15 protein-coding genes are annotated in these 18,218 nt (G+C 70.1%); 6 read left to right on the top strand and 9 right to left on the bottom strand.

Translation table 11 applies throughout. The features are described 5' to 3' along the window. Positions 1 to 485: 485 nt before the first annotated feature. Together dapA and J2850_RS17595 are read right to left on the bottom strand one after the other, a co-directional pair. Entirely contained in the window at positions 486 to 1,400 is a 915-nt protein-coding gene (dapA, locus tag J2850_RS17600; RefSeq protein WP_246513172.1) for a 4-hydroxy-tetrahydrodipicolinate synthase, read from the bottom strand. Between the two features lie 16 nt (positions 1,401 to 1,416). Beyond that, positions 1,417 to 1,968: a hypothetical protein gene (locus J2850_RS17595; RefSeq protein ID WP_209983979.1), complete on the bottom strand. Its 552-nt coding sequence runs from the start codon at positions 1,966 to 1,968 to the stop codon at positions 1,417 to 1,419. Between the two features lie 285 nt (positions 1,969 to 2,253). On the opposite strand from J2850_RS17595, the gene J2850_RS17590 reads away from it, so the two are divergent. The 3 genes from J2850_RS17590 to J2850_RS17580 all read left to right on the top strand — a co-directional run bounded on the left by J2850_RS17590 (position 2,254) and on the right by J2850_RS17580 (position 4,628). Then, the gene (locus J2850_RS17590) at positions 2,254 to 2,409 is read left to right on the top strand and encodes a hypothetical protein (RefSeq protein ID WP_209983978.1); all 156 of its coding nucleotides are present in this window, start codon (positions 2,254 to 2,256) and stop codon (positions 2,407 to 2,409) included. A gap of 214 nt (positions 2,410 to 2,623) precedes the next feature. Beyond that, a complete protein-coding gene (locus J2850_RS17585) occupies positions 2,624 to 3,112 on the top strand; it encodes a DUF5615 family PIN-like protein (protein ID WP_209983976.1) in 489 nt (162 codons plus the stop codon). 280 nt (positions 3,113 to 3,392) lie between these two features. Further along, positions 3,393 to 4,628 (top strand): acyltransferase family protein, encoded by a 1,236-nt coding sequence (locus J2850_RS17580; RefSeq protein WP_209983975.1) that lies wholly within the window; start codon positions 3,393 to 3,395, stop codon positions 4,626 to 4,628. Positions 4,629 to 4,706: 78 nt separating this feature from the next. Here the strand turns inward: J2850_RS17580 and J2850_RS17575 are convergent, their stop codons facing one another. The 5 genes from J2850_RS17575 to J2850_RS17555 form a co-directional block, all read right to left on the bottom strand. Beyond that, complete coding sequence (locus tag J2850_RS17575; RefSeq protein WP_209983973.1) at positions 4,707 to 6,032, bottom strand: solute carrier family 23 protein; 1,326 nt, start codon at positions 6,030 to 6,032, stop codon at positions 4,707 to 4,709. A gap of 263 nt (positions 6,033 to 6,295) precedes the next feature. Next, a complete protein-coding gene (locus J2850_RS17570; protein ID WP_209983971.1) occupies positions 6,296 to 7,510 on the bottom strand; it encodes a D-alanyl-D-alanine carboxypeptidase family protein in 1,215 nt (404 codons plus the stop codon). A 57-nt stretch (positions 7,511 to 7,567) separates the two neighbouring features. Next, complete coding sequence (locus tag J2850_RS17565) at positions 7,568 to 9,616, bottom strand: hybrid sensor histidine kinase/response regulator (protein WP_246513171.1); 2,049 nt, start codon at positions 9,614 to 9,616, stop codon at positions 7,568 to 7,570. Between the two features lie 354 nt (positions 9,617 to 9,970). Continuing rightward, a complete protein-coding gene (gene infC / locus J2850_RS17560; RefSeq protein WP_209984208.1) occupies positions 9,971 to 10,504 on the bottom strand; it encodes a translation initiation factor IF-3 in 534 nt (177 codons plus the stop codon). A gap of 40 nt (positions 10,505 to 10,544) precedes the next feature. After that, positions 10,545 to 10,763 carry a hypothetical protein gene (locus J2850_RS17555; protein ID WP_209983969.1) on the bottom strand — a complete coding sequence of 73 codons (219 nt, stop codon included), beginning with the start codon at positions 10,761 to 10,763 and terminating at the stop codon, positions 10,545 to 10,547. Positions 10,764 to 11,097: 334 nt separating this feature from the next. On the opposite strand from J2850_RS17555, the gene ypfJ reads away from it, so the two are divergent. Next, positions 11,098 to 12,015, top strand: a complete 918-nt coding sequence (gene ypfJ / locus J2850_RS17550) for a KPN_02809 family neutral zinc metallopeptidase (protein WP_209983968.1) — start codon at positions 11,098 to 11,100, stop codon at positions 12,013 to 12,015. Positions 12,016 to 12,110: 95 nt separating this feature from the next. Here the strand turns inward: ypfJ and J2850_RS17545 are convergent, their stop codons facing one another. Beyond that, entirely contained in the window at positions 12,111 to 12,794 is a 684-nt protein-coding gene (locus J2850_RS17545) for a DUF2076 domain-containing protein (RefSeq protein ID WP_209983966.1), read from the bottom strand. Positions 12,795 to 13,242: 448 nt separating this feature from the next. Between J2850_RS17545 and J2850_RS17540 the strand changes: the two genes are divergently transcribed. Then, positions 13,243 to 14,454: a putative DNA modification/repair radical SAM protein gene (locus J2850_RS17540; protein WP_209983964.1), complete on the top strand. Its 1,212-nt coding sequence runs from the start codon at positions 13,243 to 13,245 to the stop codon at positions 14,452 to 14,454. Positions 14,455 to 14,467: 13 nt separating this feature from the next. After that, on the top strand, positions 14,468 to 15,940 hold the full coding sequence (locus tag J2850_RS17535) for a UdgX family uracil-DNA binding protein (protein ID WP_209983962.1): 1,473 nt from the start codon (positions 14,468 to 14,470) through the stop codon (positions 15,938 to 15,940). Positions 15,941 to 15,994: 54 nt separating this feature from the next. Here the strand turns inward: J2850_RS17535 and J2850_RS17530 are convergent, their stop codons facing one another. Then, entirely contained in the window at positions 15,995 to 18,214 is a 2,220-nt protein-coding gene (locus J2850_RS17530; protein WP_209983960.1) for a site-2 protease family protein, read from the bottom strand. Positions 18,215 to 18,218: the final 4 nt, after the last annotated feature.

The following is an 18,218-nucleotide window of genomic DNA, read 5'->3' as shown; positions in this document are numbered from 1 at the left end:
CCGGCCGATGGCCGGCGGTCCCATGAGAAGACGGCTGCCCGGCGTATAAAAACGATGGGGGGTGCGGGGGGGCGGAATATAGGCGCCCTATATGGGGCGGCATCCCGCAAGCGAGGCCGGGCATGCGTGGGCCGCTTCCGGCCATCCTGGCTGGAGTCTGTCTGGTGCTTAGTGAAGCGCCAGACAGACCCTGAGCTTTTGGTCTTCCGTGTGGGGCACGTTTCAAGCGATACCGCTTGAAACGATCAAACCCTAGGACTGAGGATCTTCGGCCTGCCTGCGCGGCCGCGCAGGCCCGCGGGGATGCCGCGGCCCTCCCTGGCCGTTCGGCCCCGTGCCCGGCCCGGCTCTTCCCAGCCTCATGCCTCCCAACCATGTTTCGAGGGCGTCGCGCCAGAGCGTGCCGAGGACGGCGGGCCGGCCCGAAGGCCGCGCCGCCGGCCTCATGGCCCCGCGGTTCGTCCACATGGCCTTCCCCGCGCGGATCAGAGGGCCACGAGGCCCAGGCGGGCCAGGGCATGGACGATGGCGCCGTGGGTTTCCCGGCTGGCCTCGCACAGGGGCAGGCGGACCGTTCCCGCCATCATCCCCAGGACGGCCAGGGCATGCTTCACCGGCACCGGGTTGCTTTCGACGAACAGGGCGTTGGTCAGGGGGGTGATCGCCAGGGCGGTCGCCTGCGCCTCCGCCAGGTCGCCGTTGCGGAACGCGGAATGCATGCGCACGCACAGGGCGGGGACGATGTTCGAGGTGACCGATATGCAGCCGTCGCCCCCCTGCGCCAGGAAGCCGAGCACCGTCGCGTCGTCCCCGGTGAACAGCCGGAAGCCGTCGCCGAGCAGGCGCCGCAGGGCCGCCGGCCGCGTCATGTCGCCGCTGGCGTCCTTGAGGCCGACGATGCCGGGAAAGTCGGCGAGGCGGGCGATGGTCGCCACGGCAAGCCCGCAGCCGGTGCGGGCCGGGACATCATAGAGGATCGTCGGGATGTCCACCGCCGCGGCGACACTTTGGAAATGCCGGAAGATCCCTTCCTGGGACGGCCGGTTGTAGTAGGGGACGACGGCCAGCAGGCCGTCGGCGCCGGCCCGTTGCGACAGCCGGGCCAGCTCGACGGCGTGGGCGGTCACGTTCGATCCCGCACCGGCGATGACTGGCACCCGGCCGGCCGCGGCCTCCACCGCCAGGCGCACGAGGCGCTCGTGCTCGCGGCTGGACAGGGCGGGTGCCTCTCCGGTCGTGCCGCAAACCACCAGCCCCGAGATGCCCTGGGTCACCTGCAGTTCGCAGAAGGACGAGAAGGCGGCTTCATCGATGCCGCCGCCCTGGGCGAACGGCGTCGGCAGGGCGGTCAGATAGCCGCCCAGCATGCGGACCGCCGTAGATCGGTCGTCGCTGATCATGGGAGTGCCCCTCGCATCACGCCGTCGCCGGCAGGGGCCGTGCCGCCATCGGCGGACGGTGCGCGCTGAGCAGGTACCCGGTTCCCCCATCCGACACCTGGAGCAGGGGCAGCAAGCCGCAGGCGACGAACTGCCGCCGGACCTCCTGGACCCGCGGCATTCCCTCGTCCGGCGAATGCGGGGCCGGGAAGGCGGACGGGGTCGGGGAGGGTGCCGGGTGGCGGGCGTGCACGACCACCGTGCCGCCTTGGCGCAGCGTCCGGCCGAGGCCCAGCAGCATCCGGTTCAGCGTCTGCACCGGATCGCAGCGCAGAAGCCACACGACGTCGAAGCTGTCGTGAACCGGCATCCGGTCGCCCATCTCATGGCAGACCCGATGGAATCCGCGCCGGTAGAGGTCCAGCAGCATCTCCGTCCCGCAGGGCCCGGCGATCAGGACGCGATCCTCCACCCGCGCCTGCGATTGCCGGACCAGGCGATCGACGAGCGTTGCGCCGGGCCGGCGGCCGATCCGGGCGACGATCCGGGTGGGCGGCGGGCTGTGCGGGAGGCGCGGCACCGAGGGCATGGCAGGTTCTCCGTTGTGGACACCGCCACGAGAGTTGTCCGCCTTCCCATATAAATTCCATGTCGCTCGGAGGGCCTGCCCGCGGGCCGCCCACACCGCTCACACCGCCCCCTTCTGCCCGCCCCCTCCGCCGCTATCGTCCCGCCGGCAGCATCAGGCAGCGGTTCATCAGGTTCATCAGTTCGCTCTGGCGCGTCGTGCCGGTCTTGGTGAAGTTGCTGCGCAACTGGCTGCGCACGGTGCTGATCGCCACGCCACGCCACGCAGAGGCCGGCTGGCCGGCCGGTGTTGCTGCTGTCTCTCGCCGAAAGCAACTTGGAGCTGATAGACCAGGCCCGCGGCCTGGGATTCGAAACCGCCCATATCGGCCTGCCGCCGCTCAATCTTGAAGGGCCGCTGCGCGATTGCGTGCGGCGGATCGAAGCGGAAGCGGCCAAGTAGGATAGGGGGTGGATGTGGAAGCCGGGCGCACACCGTCTTCCAGGGGCAGCCTTCCACGGACAACCCTCGTGTTATGATCATTTTTCATGACATCATGACCTGTTTCCCAGCCGGTCGGCTGTGCATGAAGCCTGGTGGGGTTGAGCACCGATGGTTCCGGCGGACATTCCTGCGGCGGCCGGGCCATGAGCGTGCGCGCTCTGTTGAGAGGCGCATGGACTGGCTGTGCGACGAGATGCTGGCACGGCTGGCGCGTCTTCTGCGCGCCGCCGGCCACGACACCGCCCTTGCAACTCCTGGGATGCCGGACAAGGCCCTGCTTGCCTGCGCCCGGACGCAGGGACGCATCCTGCTGACCCGCGACCGCCGGCTGGCCGAAGCCGCCGCGTCCCAGGGCTGCCTGCTGCGCGGCCAATCGGTGGCGGAGCAGGCCAGCTCGCTCGCTGCCGTCTTTCCGGTCGACTGGCTGCACGCCCCCTTCACCCGCTGCCTGATCGACAACACCCCCCTGCGTCCGGCGCCGCCCGAGCGGATGGGCGAGATCCCGCCCGGCGTCCGCGACCTGCCCAATCCCTTCACCGCCAGTCCCGTCAACGGCTGCCCCTGCTGCGGTCGCCTCTATTGGCCGGGAAGCCATGTCCGCCGCCTGACCGCCAGCTTGCGCCGGCTGGCGGACGGGACGGGTCCTGTCGGGCGATCCTGACCCCCGGCGACGGCGTCCGGCGCGATCCGTGTCGCCGGAAAACGCGCGGTCATAGGTCCAAGGAGACGGACTGCTTCTCAATCCGGAAGATACGAACAGGACCGGCCCCCGCATACCGGGGGAGGTTGCGGATCCTTGGGGATAAACCTCCCGCGTTCTTCTCATCCCTCCCGATCGACCGTACTGTTCGTTGCTATCCGACAATGTCATTCAACCGCAGCTCTAACCCCGACCCATCGAGACACGGCCGGGACAAGGCCAAAGAACGGGAGGCTCACTCATGCGGTTTCAGGTGCTTGACGGTTGGCGCGGCGTCTGCGCCCTGTCCGTCGCCTTATTCCACCTAAATGCTCTTGGCCATTTCCACGATGTCGGCTTCGTGCGCGGCAGCTATTTGTTCGTCGATTTCTTCTTCGTTCTCAGCGGTTTCGTCATTACCCACGCCTATCTTGGGCGGATCGGCGATGCACCCTCCGCCGGCGGCTTCCTGGTCCGCCGCTTCGGGCGGGTCTGGCCACTGCACGCGATGGTCCTGCTGGCCTTCGTCCCGCTGGAGGTGCTGAAGGCGCTGGTCGGCGGCTCGTCGGAGCCCGCCTTCAGCGGGCAGTTCGAGCCGTCGGCATTCTTCACCAACATGGCGCTGCTGCATGCCCTGGGGGTGGAGAAGAGCTGGACCTGGAACATCCCGAGCTGGTCGATCAGCGCCGAGTTCTTCGCCTACGTCACCTTCGCGGCGGTCTGCCTGGCGACGCGTCGCGCAACGGCCCGGGGGCAGACGGCGGCGCTGACCGCCGTCTCCGCACTCCTCGCCGTTGTGGGAGCCGCCGTGGTCATCGGCTTCTCCGACCAGTACATCGACACCAGCTACGACTACGGCTATTTCCGCTGCCTCTACGGCTTCTTCACCGGCCATCTCGTCTACCGGCTGCATGCCGCATCAAGGATCACGGCATCGTCGGGCGGGGTGGCGCCGGGCAGGCCGGCGGCCGGGCTCCTCGCCGGGATGGAGATCCTCTGCCTGGTCGCGGTCATTGCCTTCGTCGCGGCGTCCGCCGGCAACGCCCTGTCGCTGGCGGCACCGCTGGTGTTCGCGCTGGTGGTGTGGGTGTTCACCTTCGAAGCCGGGCCGCTGTCCCGCCTGCTGGCGACCACGCCCTTCCAGCGGCTGGGCACCTGGTCCTACTCGGTCTACATGGTCCACGCCCTGGTGCTGGCCGTGCTGCAGAAGGGAGCGTCCGTGATGCAGGGGATGCTCGGCCGCCCCCTGTTCACCGAACGGACCGTCGACGGGACCACCGACCGGCTGCTGTTTTTCGGCGACCTGTGGGCGATGGACCTGCTGGCCGTCGTCTATCTGCTGGTGGTGACCGTCCTGTCCGCCATCACCTACCGCTTCATCGAACTGCCGGGACAGGCCTTCTTCAACCGCCTCCTCGTCCGGATGCGCAAGCCGTCCGCCTCGATGCCCGTCCAGGCGGTCCCGTCCGCCGCCGAACCGGAGGTCAAGACGGCCTGAGCGGACCCGCAGGGGCGTGCGACGCCGTCCACCCCTTCCCGCTTCGCCGAAGGGGTGGACGTTCTGCCGCCTCATGCCTCAGTGCAGTGTCGTGGGGGCTGCCTGTGAAGCCGTGCCGGCGGCCTCGCGCGACCGTCCGATGCCGAGAAGCTGGTAGAGGGCGAGGGCGGCGATCGTCGCCGTGCCGATGCCGCCGATGGAGAAGCCGCCGGCGGAGACGGTGAAGTTGCCGGCGCCGAGGACCAGCGTCACGCCGACCGTGATGAGGTTGCGCGGGTCGGAGAAGTCGACGCGGTTGTCGACCCACAAGCGCACCATCGCCGCGGCGATCAGGCCGAAGACCACGGTGGCAAGCCCGCCGAGCACCGGGGCCGGGATCGTCCGCAGCAGGGCGCCGAACTTCGGCGAGAAGCCGAGCAGGATGGCGGCGACCGCGGCGACGACGAAGATGAGCGTCGAGAAGACGCGGGTGACGGCCATCACGCCCATGTTCTCGACATAGGTCGTGACGCCGGTGCCGCCGCCGCTTCCCGAGACGATGGTGGCGATGCCGTCGCCGATGAAGCCGCGGCCGATGAAGCGGTCCAGGTTGCGCCCGGTCATGGCGCCGATGGCCTTGATGTGGCCGAGATTCTCGGCGACCAGGATGAAGGCGATGGGGGCCACCAGCGCCATGGCGCCGGCGTCGAAGGTCGGTGAGCGGAACGCCGGCATGCCGAACCAGGGGGCGGCGGCAAGCTCGGCGAAGCTCACGGGCGGCAGGAGACCGGCCCCGTTGCCCAGGACGAGATAGAAGGCATAGCCGGCCGCGATGCCGGCAAGGATCGAGACGCGCCGGATGGCGAGCGGCGCATAGACCGCGATGAGGGCGGTGGCCACCAGCGTGAACAGGGCGACGAGGATGTGGGGACCCGTCCCCTCGATGCCCTTGACGGCGACCGGTGACAGGTTGAGGCCGATCGCGGCCCCCACCGCGCCGGTCACCGCCGGCGGCATCAGGCGCTCGATCCAGCCGGTGCTGGTGTAGGTCACCAGCAGGCCGATGAGCACATAGAGCGCACCGGCCGCGATGATGCCACCGAGTGCCGGCCCGATGTTCGGGTTGGGACCCTGGCCGCCGTAGCCCGTCACCGCGATCACCACGGCGATGAACGAGAAGGAGGAGCCGAGATAGCTCGGCACGCGCCCGGCGGTGAGCACGAGGAACAGCAGCGTGCCGATGCCGGAGAACAGGACTGCGAGATTCGGATCAAATCCCATCAGCAGCGGCCCGAGGATGGTCGAGCCGGACATGGCGACGAGATGCTGGATGCCGAGCGTCAGTGTCGCGCCCCAGGGAAGGCGCTCGTCCGGCTGGACGACGGTGCCGGCCGCAAGCGGCCAACGCGGGAAGAAATCTGCCATCGAGGTTCTGTCCGAAGCTGTGTGGAAAGGCACTCGTGCCCGGAATTGCACGAGGCATGCCAAGCCAAAAATTTGAACAGGTGATTAATTATTGGCAAGGAGAGTGCCTTCGCCGTGAGAACGACGCCCGCTTTTTGAGGCCGGCGACGCAATCACGCCACATTTTAATGCAGGCTGCCGCACTCCGCGGACGCGGGCCTGCCCGATGCCACGGTGAGGCAGAGTGCTTCGGCGCGCATCTGGTACCCCCCGGGGGGCTGGTGTCAGCGCTCCCGCACGGCGAAGCAGCCCTGCCCCTTGGCCTTCAGGGCGGCACAGGCGGCATCGGCGCTCGTCGCGGCGAGGCCGGACAGGCGGGCCTTGTAGAAGCCGCCGGAGCGGACGACCTCGGTGCTGGCGCCGGCGGCGAGCCTGCCCAGCCTTGCGGCCGTGGCTTGGGCGCTGCGCTGCGCCGCCGCATGGCTCTTGAAGGCGCCGACCTGCACGCTCCAGCCGCCCGCCCCCGCGGCGGCAGGCGCGTTCAGATCCTCCGGCTTCACCGCCGGCGTCGCGATGCTCAGCGCCGCGCCGCGCTGCGCCGCCGACCGGCTGCCGGCGGTGATCACCCGGTCGGGCTCCGGCTTGGGCAGGCGGGCGAACCCGAGGTCGAGCAGGTCGGCGACGCGGTCGTCGCGGGAATTGGCGCTGTGGCCGCCGAGCACCACGGCGATGAGGCGGCGGCCGTCACGTGCGGCCGAGGCGGCGAGGTTGAAGCCCGAGGCGGCGATGAAGCCGGTCTTGATGCCGTCCATGCCGGGATAGCGGGCCATCAGGCGGTTGTGGCCGTAGACCGTCCTGCCCTGCCAGTCGAAGCTGCGCCGCTGGAAGTAGGCGTAATGCCTGGCGTGGTTGCGGATCAGTGCGCGAGACAGGACCGCCATGTCGCGCGCCGTCGTCCGCTGGAGGCGGTCGGGCAGTCCGGAGGCGTTGCGGAAGACCGTATGGCGCATGCCGAGCCGACGGGCGCGGGCGGTCATCGTCTTGGCGAAGGCGGCCTCGCTGCCGCCGAGCGCCTCCCCCAGCACCACCGCGGCGTCGTTGGCCGAGCGGGTGACCAGCGCCAGGATCGCCTGCTCCACCGTGATGGTGCCGCCGGAGGCGAGCCACAGCCGCGACGGCGGCATCGACGCGGCATGCCGCGACACCATGAGCGGCTGCGCCAGCCGCAGCCTGCCGCCATCCAGCGCCTCGAAGGTCAGCATCAGCGTCATCATCTTGGTCAGCGAAGCGGGGTAGGTCGGCGTGTCGGCGTTGCGCGCCTGCAGGATTTTCCCGCTGTCCGCATCCATCAGGATCTCGGCGGCGACGGGAGCCCAGGCCTTCTTGGCCGATGCCTTCGCCGAGGCCGGCAGGGTGGCGGACAGGAGGACCGTCAGCAATGCCAGCGGCAGCAGGATGGACAGGAGAAGCGCCGTCGAAGCGCGGGCGAGCACGGGCATCGTCTGGGTTCCGGCGGTTGGAAGGTCCCGGGGGCGGGCGGACGAGTGGGCGGCGGCCTATCTTGTGCTGGAAGCCTCCGGCTGTTGTGCCATCATCTCCCGGATTGTGGCACGAAAGGCATCGACCGACACCGGCTTGGACAGAACCCGGGCGGTGCCGGGCATCCTCGTCCCGGCGCCCGCACCATCGCGGCCGGCCTCGTCGAGAGCCTGGAAGGCATAGCCGGTCAGGAACAGCACCTTCAGGTCCGGACGGCTTTCCCAGGCCGTCTCCGCCAGTTGGCGGCCGTTCAGTCCGGGCAGCCCGACATCGGTCACCATCAGGTCGACCTGCGCGGATGCCAGCCGGGCGAGCGCCGCAGTGCCGTCGGCCGCCTCCACGGTGGTGTAGCCGTCGTCCTCCAGCACCTCCACCAGCAGCATGCGGACCAGTTCCTCGTCCTCCACCACCAGCACCGTGCCGCCGGCCGTGACCGGCCCGCCCGCACAGGCGGGGGCGGGGACCGCAGTCCCGGCATCCTCCGGGGAAACCCCGTCCTGGTCCTGGTCGGGGCAACGGCAGGGCAGGCAGAGCCGCACCGCCGTCCCGCGGCCGACCGTGCTGTCGATGCGGACGAAGCCGCCCGACTGGCGGGCGAAACCGTAGAGCTGGCTCAGCCCCAGACCGGTGCCCTGGCCGATCGGCTTGGTGGTGAAGAAGGGTTCGAAGACGTGGGCCAGCACGTCGGGCGGCATGCCGACCCCGCTGTCGCGCACCGTCAGCACGACATAGTCGCCGGGGAGGGTTTCCGGCTCGCCCGCGAGGTCGGCCGGGCCGAAGTGGGCATTGGCGGTTTCCACCACCAGGATGCCGCCGTCCGGCATGGCGTCGCGGCCGTTGATCACCAGGTTCAGCAGGGCGTTCTCGATCTGGCCGACATCCGCCCAAACCGGCCGCAATCCATCCTCCAGCCGGCGTTCCAGCCGGATCGCCTCGCCGACCGAGCGGGACAGCAGGTCCCACAGGCCGCTGACCAGCGCATTGAGATCGGCCCGCTCCGGTTTCAGGGGCTGGCGGCGGGCGAAGGCCAGCAGGCGCCGGGTCAAGGTGGCGGCGCGGTCGACCGCGCCGCGGGCGGTGGCGGTGAAGGGGGCGATGTCGGTGCGGCCGGCGGCCAGGCGCTGCTCGATCAGTTCCAGGCTGCTGCTGATGGCCTGCAACAGGTTGTTGAAGTCGTGCGCCACCCCGCCGGTCAACTGGCCGACCGCCTCCATCTTCTGCGACTGGGCCAGGGCTTGCTGCGCCTCCTCCAGGGCCTGCTGCGCCTTGCGGCGCTCGGTGACGTCGCGGGTGATCTTGGCGAACCCCCGCAGCGTGCCGGCCTCGTCGCGGATCGGCTGGATGACGACATGCGCCCAGAAGCGCTGGCCGTCCTGGCGCATCCGCCAGCCCTCCGCCTCGAACTTGCCCTCCGACAGGGCGGTGGCGAGGGCGCGCTGCGGCACCCCCGCGGCACGGTCCTCGTCGGTGTAGAAGTGGGAGAAGTGCCGGCCGATGATCGCATCGGCCTCATAGCCCTTCATCCGGTGGGCGCCGGGATTCCAGCTGCTGACGCGGCCTTCGGGATCGAGCATGAAGATCGCATAGTCGACGACGCCCTGGACAAGCAGGCGGAACTGCTCCTCGCTGCGCCGCAGGGTTTCCTCGGCCAGCCTGCGCCCGGTGATGTCGCGGGTGATCATGACGAAGCCCTGCGCAAATCCCTGCGGCGAGCCCGCCTCGCCGCGCACCGGCTCGATGACGACATGCGCCCAGAATCGCCGGCCGTCCTGGCAGAGCCACCAGCCCTCCGCCTCGAACTTGCCCTCCGACAGGGCGGTGGCGAGGGCGCGTTGCGGCACCCCCGCGGCGCGATCCTCGTCGGGATGGAACAGGGAGAAATGCCGGCCGATGATCGCATCGGCCTCGTAGCCCGTCATCCGGCGGGCACCGGGGTTCCAACTGCTGACGATCCCCTGCGGGTCGAGCAGGCAAATGGCGTAATCGCGCACGCTGTCGACAAGCATCTGGAACCGCAGTTCGCCTGACGGAGGCTCGGTGGCGGAACCGGCACGCTTATCGGTCATCACGGCATCTTCATCATAACGGTGTCCCGGGAGCATTCTGGTCTGCAGGCGAAATGGATGCGGATGATCCGCGCCCTATGGCGGCGCGGTCAATAACACAATGCGAATAGTCGGGTGTATATCTGCGCATCAATTCATCGAATTGCAGGTAATTTCACGAGCCCGGATGCCGCATTTGGGGGCTTTACGGGAGGGTAAGGGTGGATCCACTCGGTCTGGGGCTGCCATTTCGCAGAGCGGACCTGATGAACGAGAAAGGGGCTTGCCGGCGGACGGCGGGTGGCCGTTCCGCAGGCAAGCCCCTTCGAGGGCGGAGGTCCCGGCATCAGCGGGCCGGACCCCGGTGGACCGGGGTCAGCGCGGTGCCAGCACCATCACCATCATGCGCCCCTCGACCTTGGGCATCTGCTCGACCTTGGCGACGTCCTGGAGCTGGTCGCGCACGCGCACCAGCACCTTCAGGCCAAGATCCTGGTGCGCCATCTCGCGGCCACGAAAGCGCATGGTCATCTTGACCTTGTCGCCCTCGCCGATGAAGCGGCTGGCGGAGCGCATCTTCACGTCATAGTCGTGATCGTCGATGTTCGGCCGGAGCTTGATTTCCTTCAGCTCGACGGTCTTTTGCTTCTTGCGCGCCTCGTTGGCCTTCTTCTGCTCCTCGAAGCGGAACTTGCCGTAGTCGAGGATCTTGCAGACAGGCGGTTCGGCCTGCGGCGCCACCTCGACGAGGTCGAGTTCGGCATCGGCGGCGGCGTCGAGCGCTTGGCGCAACGGCACCACGCCGACCATCTCGCCGTCGGCGCCGACAAGGCGGACCATGCGGGCAGTGATTTCACGGTTGAGGCGCGGGCCTTGGCGGACGGGGTCCGCATCATAGAGCTTGGCTATGGTACTCTCCTGGGTCTGTGAACGGGTATCGGAACGACCTTCAGCCGAGAATGTCCAGCACGATCTGTCGCAACTCGTTCCGAGTCAGGCCGGACGGCTGGGGACCGGCCTCCGGACGGGCGCCGGCTTGGGCGAAACGCGTGGCCGCCTCGGCCAGGCTGTGCTGCGGGGTGACCGCACCCGCAACCGATGCTACGGCATGCGCGGCGAACGGGGTGCCGGACGAATGAAGCGGAACCGAATGGATCGAAGTCGTCATGAAATTACTCCTGGGACCGGATAAAGGGGCCGGATGGGCGGACCGGGTAAAGCGGCGCCGGCCGGCTCTTATGCCTGTGGCTTGTTGAAAAGGCCGCCTGCGGGAAGGCCGCCTTCAAACGGGCGGACGGCAGGGCGGGCAGCATGAAAGGGCGCCGCCGAAGCGCCGCTCGTCCACCTCAGATGGCGAGGCTTGTGTGGAATTTCAAGCATCTCACCTTCTGGTGCCATTCCGCCCCCCGGCTTGCCGTGATTTTCCGTCATGGGGAACAGCACAAGCCGCTGCGTGGTTTCGCTTTCACCGGAAAGACGGGCGGCATGCGGGGAGGGCGGCGATGCGTTGGCAAGGCGGACGGGAAAGCGAGAATGTCGAGGACCGGCGCGGTGCTGGCGGCGGGCTCGGCGGTGGGCTGGGTGGCGGATTGGGGGGTGGCGGCATCCGCATCGGGCCGGGCGGACTGGGGGTCGGCGGGGCGATCCTGCTCGTGGTGGTGTCCCTGGTCCTGGGCATCGATCCGACGGTGCTGCTGAACGGCGGGGATCCGTCCGCCGATTCTCCGGCGAACCGCACGCAGGTCGGCCAGTCGGACCCGCGTCCGGCCGGCGACGACGACCTGAAGCGCTTCGTCTCGGTCGTGCTGGCCGACACCGAGGACACTTGGACGGGCCTGTTCCAGCAGATGGGCCGCCAGTATCGCGACCCCACCCTGGTGCTGTTCACCGGCAAGGTGTCGTCCGGCTGTGGCCGTGCCCAGGCGGCGATGGGCCCCTTCTACTGCCCGATGGACCAGAAGCTCTACGTCGACCTCGACTTCTACCGGGAGCTGCGCGACCGCTTCCGGGCGCCCGGCGACTTCGCCCAGGCCTATGTCATCGCGCACGAGGTCGGGCACCATGTGCAGGCCCTGCTGGGCATCTCCGACAAGGTGCAGGCGGCCCAGCAGCGGGCGGGCAGCCGGGCCGAGGCGAACGGGCTGTCGGTGCGGCTGGAGTTGCAGGCCGACTGCTTCGCCGGCGTCTGGGGCAACCACGCCGCCCGCGACCGCAAGCTGCTGGAGCCCGGCGACGTGGAGGAGGCGCTGACCGCAGCCAGCGCCATCGGCGACGACCGGCTGCAGCGCCAGGCCGGGGGCGCCGTCATGCCCGACAGCTTCACCCATGGCAGTTCCGCCCAGCGCGTCCGCTGGTTCCGCACCGGGATGGAGAGCGGGCGGATCGAGGCCTGCGACACCTTCAGCGCGGAGCGGCCGTAACCCGGAGCGGCAAAAGAAGGCATGCGACCATCCATGGGAGGCCGGGGAGGGCCGGCCCGGACAGGCCGGCCCCCGGCGCGGGATCGGGGTCCCGGTCAGAACTCCTCGTCGCCGCCGAAATCGCCCCAGCCGCCGTCATCCACCACCTGGTCGACCTGGTCGGTGGCTGCGGTGGCCGCCTCGCCGGCGGCATTGCTCGCTTCCTGGGCGAGCGCCTCGCCGCCGGAGAACATGCTGGACAGGGCGCTGCCGATCAGCATGCCGCCGGCCACGCCGGCCGCCGTCTGCATCGCGCCGGCCATGAAGCCGCCGCCGGCGCGCGGCTGCTGGGCGTAGGCGGCGACCCGCGGGTCCTGGCCAGGCACGCCGCCCGGCGGCTGCCCCCAGGGGGAGCCGGCCGGCATGGCGGCCGGACGCTGGGGCGCCATCGCCGGGGAGGCCGCCGGCTGGGAGGCGCCAGACTGGGAAGCGGCGGGCCGGCTGCCACCGAACAGGCTGCCGAACAGGCCGCCGCCGGATTGGCCGCCGGATTGGGCGGTGGGCTGCGCCGGGCGCTCGCGCAGGCTGCGCTCCAGTTCCTCGTTGCGGGCCTGGCTGGCGGCAAGCGCCTGTTCCATCATCACGATCGCCTGCGCCATCAGGTATGGGGCGGCGGGCTGGCGGGTGATGGCCTCGCGGATCAGGGTTTCCGCCTCGGGATCGCGCGGGCCCGATTGCGCCTCGGCCTGGCGCAGCTTGGCGAACAGGTCGTCGATGATCTGGCGTTCGGTCTGGTCCATGGCGGTGCTCGTCCTCGAAGGAGGTTGAAAGGAAAAGGCTGGTCCTGTCCGGTGGCAACCCCCGGCGGGCGCGGGCAGGCGGGCCGGGGGAACGGTGCCGGCATGGCTCCGCGGGGGGAGGTGCTGGGCCGGCGGACGGCGGCACCGGATCGGGATGGGGAATGGCGGGGTCCGGGACGGGGCTGCCAGTCTCTGCAGGGGTGATCTCTGCAGCGTCGGTCTCTGCAAGGGTGTCCCTCCAAGTGCGGTCACGCCCGTCGGCGCAAAGGCAGGTGAAGAGATCCGACATCGCGACCACGTCTAAGTCGCCAGAGGGGCCCGGATCCAGGTGACGTGCACGTGGCCCCGTTCCGCCCTGCTGTCAAGACGGCCCGGCTTGTCTTTTTCCCCGAAAAGAACATATTGCGAACATTCGGGATGGACGCCAGGCAGGAAAAGGATTGCTCCGGTGGACGACACGCTGCTCGACAAGCTCGAGGTTCTGGCCGACGCGGCGAAGTACGACGCGTCCTGCGCCTCGTCGGGGGCGAAGCGGCGGGCGGGTGGGGCCGACGGCCTCGGCTCGACCACCGGTGCGGGCATCTGCCATGCCTACACCCCGGACGGGCGCTGCGTCTCGCTGCTCAAGATCCTGCTGACCAACTACTGTCTCTACGACTGCGCCTACTGCATCAACCGCCGCTCCTCCAACGTGCGGCGTGCCCGCTTCAGCGTCGAGGAGGTGGTCCGGTTGACGCTGGGCTTCTACAAGCGCAACTGCATCGAGGGGCTGTTCCTGTCCTCCGGCATCATCCGCTCGCCCGATTACACGATGGAGCAGATGATGCTGGTGGCGCGCAGCCTGCGCCGCGACCACGGCTTCGCCGGCTACATCCACCTGAAGACCATTCCCGAGGCCAGCCCCTGGCTGATCGAGCAGGCCGGCCTGTGGGCCGACCGGCTGTCGATCAACCTGGAGCTGGCCTCCGACCGCAGCCTGAAGGCGTTCGCGCCGGAGAAGGACGGCGCCTCGATCAAGGCGGTGATGGGGCAGGTCGGCGAGCGCATCGTCGAGGCGAAGGAGGAGCGCCGCCGCTTCTCGCCGGCCGGGCAGAGCACCCAGATGATCGTCGGCGCCGACGAGTCCACCGACCTGTCGGTGCTGGAGACCAGCGACACGCTCTACCGCCGCTACGGTCTGCGGCGGGTCTATTATTCCGCCTTCAGCCCGATCCCGGAGGCGAGCTCCGTCCTGCCGCTCAAGCCGCCGCCGCTCCAGCGCGAGAACCGGCTCTACCAGGCCGACTGGCTGCTGCGCTACTACGGCTTCACGGTGGAGGAGATCGCCGGCGGCGGCGAGGGCGGGATGCTCGACCTCGGCATCGACCCCAAGCTGGCCTGGGCCCTGAAGAACCGCGAGCGTTTCCCGGTCGACGTCAACCGCGCCGACCGCGAGATGCTGCTGCGCGTGCCGGGGCTGGGGGCGCGGGCGGTCGACAAGATCGTCGAGGCGCGGCGCCACACCACCTTGCGGCTGGAGGACGTGGCCCGGCTGTCGTCGGGGCTGAAGCGGGCCCGTGCCTTCCTGGTCACCGCCGACCATCATCCGGGCGGACTGACCGACCGCGCCGACCTGCGCCAGCGGCTGGTGGCGCCGCCCAAGCAGCTCAGCCTGTTCTGAACCGGTTGCAACCATGCATCCTGTCGAACTGAAGGACGGCGCCGACCTCGACGGCTTCCGCCGCGCCCTGCGCCGGCTGGTCGCCGGGGGGGTGGAGCCGGACGACGTGGCCTGGAGCGGCGGGGCGATGCCGTCGCTGTTCGGGACCTGTCCTGACGGCGGGACCGCGGCCCTGCCGGCCGACGCCCCGCCGGTCCCGCTGCCCCGCCTGGTCGGAGCGCTGATCGAAAGCGTGGTCTGCCACCGCGATCCGGAGCGCTACGCCCTGCTGCACCGGATGGTGTGGCGGGTGGTCTGCGGCGAGCGCGACATCCTCGACCACCATGCCGACCCGCTGGTGCACCGACTGGCGATGCTGGACAAGGCGGTGCGGCGCGACCTGCACAAGATGCACGCCTTCCTGCGTTTCCGCGAACTGCGCGGTCCGGACGGTCCCGATGGTGGCCCGGGAGCGGAGCGCTATGTCGCGTGGTTCGAGCCCGACCATTTCATCGTCGAGGCCACCGCCCCCTTCTTCGTCGAGCGGTTCGAGAGCCTGGTCTGGTCGATCCTGACGCCGGTCGGATCGCTGCACTGGGACCGGCGGTCGCTGGTGGTCGGGCCGGCGGCGGCGAAGCCGGACGGCCTCGACCGCGACGACCGTTTCGCCGAGGGCTGGCAGCGCTATTACGAGAGCACCTTCAATCCCGCGCGGGTCAATCCGGTGGCGATGCGGGCGGAGATGCCCCGGAAATACTGGGCCAACCTGCCGGAGGCGGCGGCGATTCCCGGGATGATCCGTTCCGCCCCGGCGCGCGTCCAGGCGATGATCGCGGCGGAAGCGGCCGCCCCCCGCCACCGCAACCCCGACAAGGCGGTCGCCGCCATGGCCCGGCAGGAGCCGGCGACGCTGGCCGAGCTGAACCGCGTCATCGGCCGCTCGGAACCGCTGGTGCCGGGCGCCACCCGCGCCGTGCTGGGCGAAGGGCCGGAGGGCGCGGCCATCGCCATCGTCGGCGAGCAGCCCGGAGACCAGGAGGACCTGGAGGGCCGGCCCTTCGTCGGTCCCGCCGGCCAGTTGCTGACGCGAGCGCTGGAGGAGGCCGGCATCGACCGCCGGGCCGCCTACCTGACCAATGCGGTGAAGCATTTCAAGTTCGTCGCCCGCGGCAAGCGCCGCCTGCACCAGTCCCCCACCGCCGGCGAGGTGAAGCATTACCGCTGGTGGCTGATGAAGGAGCTGGATTTCGTCCGGCCCCGGCTGGTGGTGGCGCTCGGCGCCACCGCGGCCCTGGCGCTCGCCGGGCGGAGCGTGGCGGTGCTGCGCGAGCGCGGGCCGATGGGGTTCGGCGACCTGCAGGGCGGCATCCGGCAGGGCTTCGTCACCGTCCACCCGTCCTACCTGCTGCGCCTGCCGGATGCGGCGGAGAAGGAGAACGCCTACGCCGCCTTCGTCGCCGATCTGCGGCGGGCGCGGGGGATGGTGGACGGAGCGGCACCGCTTTGAAGCCGGCACCGGTTGGCGGCGGACGGGGCGTCTCGCCGGGGATAGGGGCCGACGTCAGAACCCGCTTTCCCGGACCAGCACCGCGACCGCGCCGCGCCACAGCCGCAGCAGCAGGTTCTGCGCTTCCCCTTCGACCAGGACAGTGCCCGGGATGATCTGGGCAGGCGTGGGCAGCGCCGTCGTCGGCCGGAGCGTGACCCGGTAAAGGGTGGTCGCCGGGACCAGGGTCCCCTGCGGCCGCCTGGGGTCGTTGAGCGCCAGGACCGCAACGGGCCCGCCCTGCGTGGAGGCCAGCATCGGCGTGTCGAGGGCAGCGACGTTCACCTGCGCGACCGAGGACACCACGGCATCGAGGGCCGGGCGGGCGACGTCCTCGGGAATGAAGCGGCCGGCCGCACCGACGGCGATGCGCTCCAGGTCGGGGGCGGCGACATACCCCCGCAACTCCGCCGTTCCCCCTGCCGCTCTCTGCCCGAGAATGAGGCCGAGCGGCTGGTCGGCCTTGACCCACAGGCCGGCATGCAGGTGCGGCGGCACGTCGCGCAGCACGCCGTCGATCGGCGCGCGCAGGATCAGCCGGTCCTTTTCCGCCTGGTAGCCGGCCTCGGCGGAGATGGCCGCCGCCAACTGTTCACGCAGGACCGTGAGGTTGGCGAGGTCGTCGGCGCTGCCGGCCTGGCGGTCGATCTGCAGCTCCAGCAGGCGCTGCCGCTCGCGCGCGGCTTGCAGGCGGAACTCCAGATCCGGCGATTCCAGCCGGTAGAGGATGCTGCCGGCGGCGACGCTGTCGCCGGCGGACGCCAGGATGTCCGCGATGCGGGCGGGCGCCGGGGGAAACAGGGCGGCATGCTCGACCGCCTGCAGCGTCGCCGGAACGGACACGCGGGTCTGCCAGGGCACGACCGCGGCCGCCATCAGCAGGACCAGCCCGGCCAAGGTCGCGGCGGTGTGGCGGTTGAGGCGGACATCACGGCGCCGCCTGCGCCATTCCGCCAGTTCCCGCAGGATCGGCAGGGCGATGAACCATCCGACTTCGACTGCGAACAGAATGATCCCCACCACCTTGATGAAGAAATAATAGACCAGCAGGGCAATGCCCAGGAACAGGAACAGCCGGTACGCCCAGGTCACCCAGGCATAGAGGATGAGGATCAGGCGCGTCCGCGGTGCCAGCGGCTCCGGCGGCGGGTCGCCGAACCCGAACAGCACCTCGCGCAGCCGCCAGCGGGCCATGGCGAAGGAGCGCGGCTGCAGGTTGGCGATGCCCAGCCAGTCGGCCAGCAGGTAGTAGCCGTCGAACCGCATGAACGGGCTGGCGTTGATGGCGACCGAGGTGAGCCAGGTCGTGGTGGCGACCAGAAAGGCCGCGCTGCGCAACGGCCCTTCCGGCAGGAAGCTCCACAGGAACGTCGCGATCAGCGCCAACCCCAGTTCGGTGAGGACGCCGGCAGCACCGATCAGCAGCCGTTGCCGCCGCGACGGCAGCCTCCAGGCGTCGCTGACGTCGGTGTAGAGCATCGGCACCAGCACCACGAAGGCGACCCCCATGGTCGGGACCCGGCAGCCGAAATGGCGCGCGGTATAGGCGTGCCCCAGTTCGTGGCAGATCTTGACGGCCGCCAGGGTGATGCCGAAGGCGGCGGCCCCCTCCAGGCTGAAGAAGTTCTGGAAGGTGTGGAGGAAATGGTCCCATTGCCGGAGGGCCAGCAGCCCCCCGACGGCGCCCAGCGCCATCACCGCCAGGATGAAGCGGTGGTTCAGCAGGCGCCGTGCCCATGGCAGCGTCGCCTTCAGGAACCGGTCGGGGCGGCACAGCGGCAGCCGGATGAACAGGTAATGGTGCAGCAGCCATTGCGCCCAGCCCTGGCGGGCCTTCAGCGTCTGCTCGGTCAGGGCGCGGATCGCGGCCTCGCCGCTGGCATGCAGCAGGTTGTTCGTCCGCAGGAAGGCGATGAACTGGGCCAGATCCTGGGGGGAGGGCTTCAGGGTGGTGGTCGTGGCGATGGTCTGCAGCAGGGCACCGCCGCTGGGGCTGGTCCAGGCCGCCAGGAACTCGGTCCCGGCCCGGCCGACCTGGAAGTAGCGGTGACGCACCGGGTCGTAGATGGTGTGGGTGGGCGCGCCGTCGGCACCGACCGGACCGGGAAACAGCTTCAGGTCGTTGCGCAGCCGCGGCAGCGGCGCCTCCAGCCACTCGCCCGGCGCGGGTCCGCCATGGCCGGCGGAGTGGCTGGAGGCGCCGTCGGTCGGGTGGGAAAAGGCGGTTGGCGGCATGGTG

It is taken from the genome of Azospirillum picis (assembly GCF_017876115.1).
In the GTDB taxonomy this organism is placed as follows: Bacteria; Pseudomonadota; Alphaproteobacteria; order Azospirillales; family Azospirillaceae; genus Azospirillum; species Azospirillum picis.
This window is presented reverse-complemented; position numbering and strand designations above follow the sequence as displayed.

What these genes read in the sequence shown, in the direction of transcription:
- J2850_RS17535 (WP_209983962.1), top strand. Translation starts at nt 14,468, where the DNA reads ATGCATCCTGTCGAACTGAAGGACGGCGCCGACCTCGACGGCTTCCGC.
- J2850_RS17580 (WP_209983975.1), top strand. Translation starts at nt 3,393, where the DNA reads ATGCGGTTTCAGGTGCTTGACGGTTGGCGCGGCGTCTGCGCCCTGTCC.
- J2850_RS17570 (WP_209983971.1), bottom strand. Translation starts at nt 7,510, where the DNA reads ATGCCCGTGCTCGCCCGCGCTTCGACGGCGCTTCTCCTGTCCATCCTG.
- J2850_RS17585 (WP_209983976.1), top strand. Translation starts at nt 2,624, where the DNA reads ATGGACTGGCTGTGCGACGAGATGCTGGCACGGCTGGCGCGTCTTCTG.
- J2850_RS17595 (WP_209983979.1), bottom strand. Translation starts at nt 1,968, where the DNA reads ATGCCCTCGGTGCCGCGCCTCCCGCACAGCCCGCCGCCCACCCGGATC.
- J2850_RS17565 (WP_246513171.1), bottom strand. Translation starts at nt 9,616, where the DNA reads ATGACCGATAAGCGTGCCGGTTCCGCCACCGAGCCTCCGTCAGGCGAA.
- J2850_RS17530 (WP_209983960.1), bottom strand. Translation starts at nt 18,214, where the DNA reads ATGCCGCCAACCGCCTTTTCCCACCCGACCGACGGCGCCTCCAGCCAC.
- ypfJ (WP_209983968.1), top strand. Translation starts at nt 11,098, where the DNA reads ATGCGTTGGCAAGGCGGACGGGAAAGCGAGAATGTCGAGGACCGGCGC.
- J2850_RS17545 (WP_209983966.1), bottom strand. Translation starts at nt 12,794, where the DNA reads ATGGACCAGACCGAACGCCAGATCATCGACGACCTGTTCGCCAAGCTG.
- J2850_RS17555 (WP_209983969.1), bottom strand. Translation starts at nt 10,763, where the DNA reads ATGACGACTTCGATCCATTCGGTTCCGCTTCATTCGTCCGGCACCCCG.
- dapA (WP_246513172.1), bottom strand. Translation starts at nt 1,400, where the DNA reads ATGATCAGCGACGACCGATCTACGGCGGTCCGCATGCTGGGCGGCTAT.
- J2850_RS17575 (WP_209983973.1), bottom strand. Translation starts at nt 6,032, where the DNA reads ATGGCAGATTTCTTCCCGCGTTGGCCGCTTGCGGCCGGCACCGTCGTC.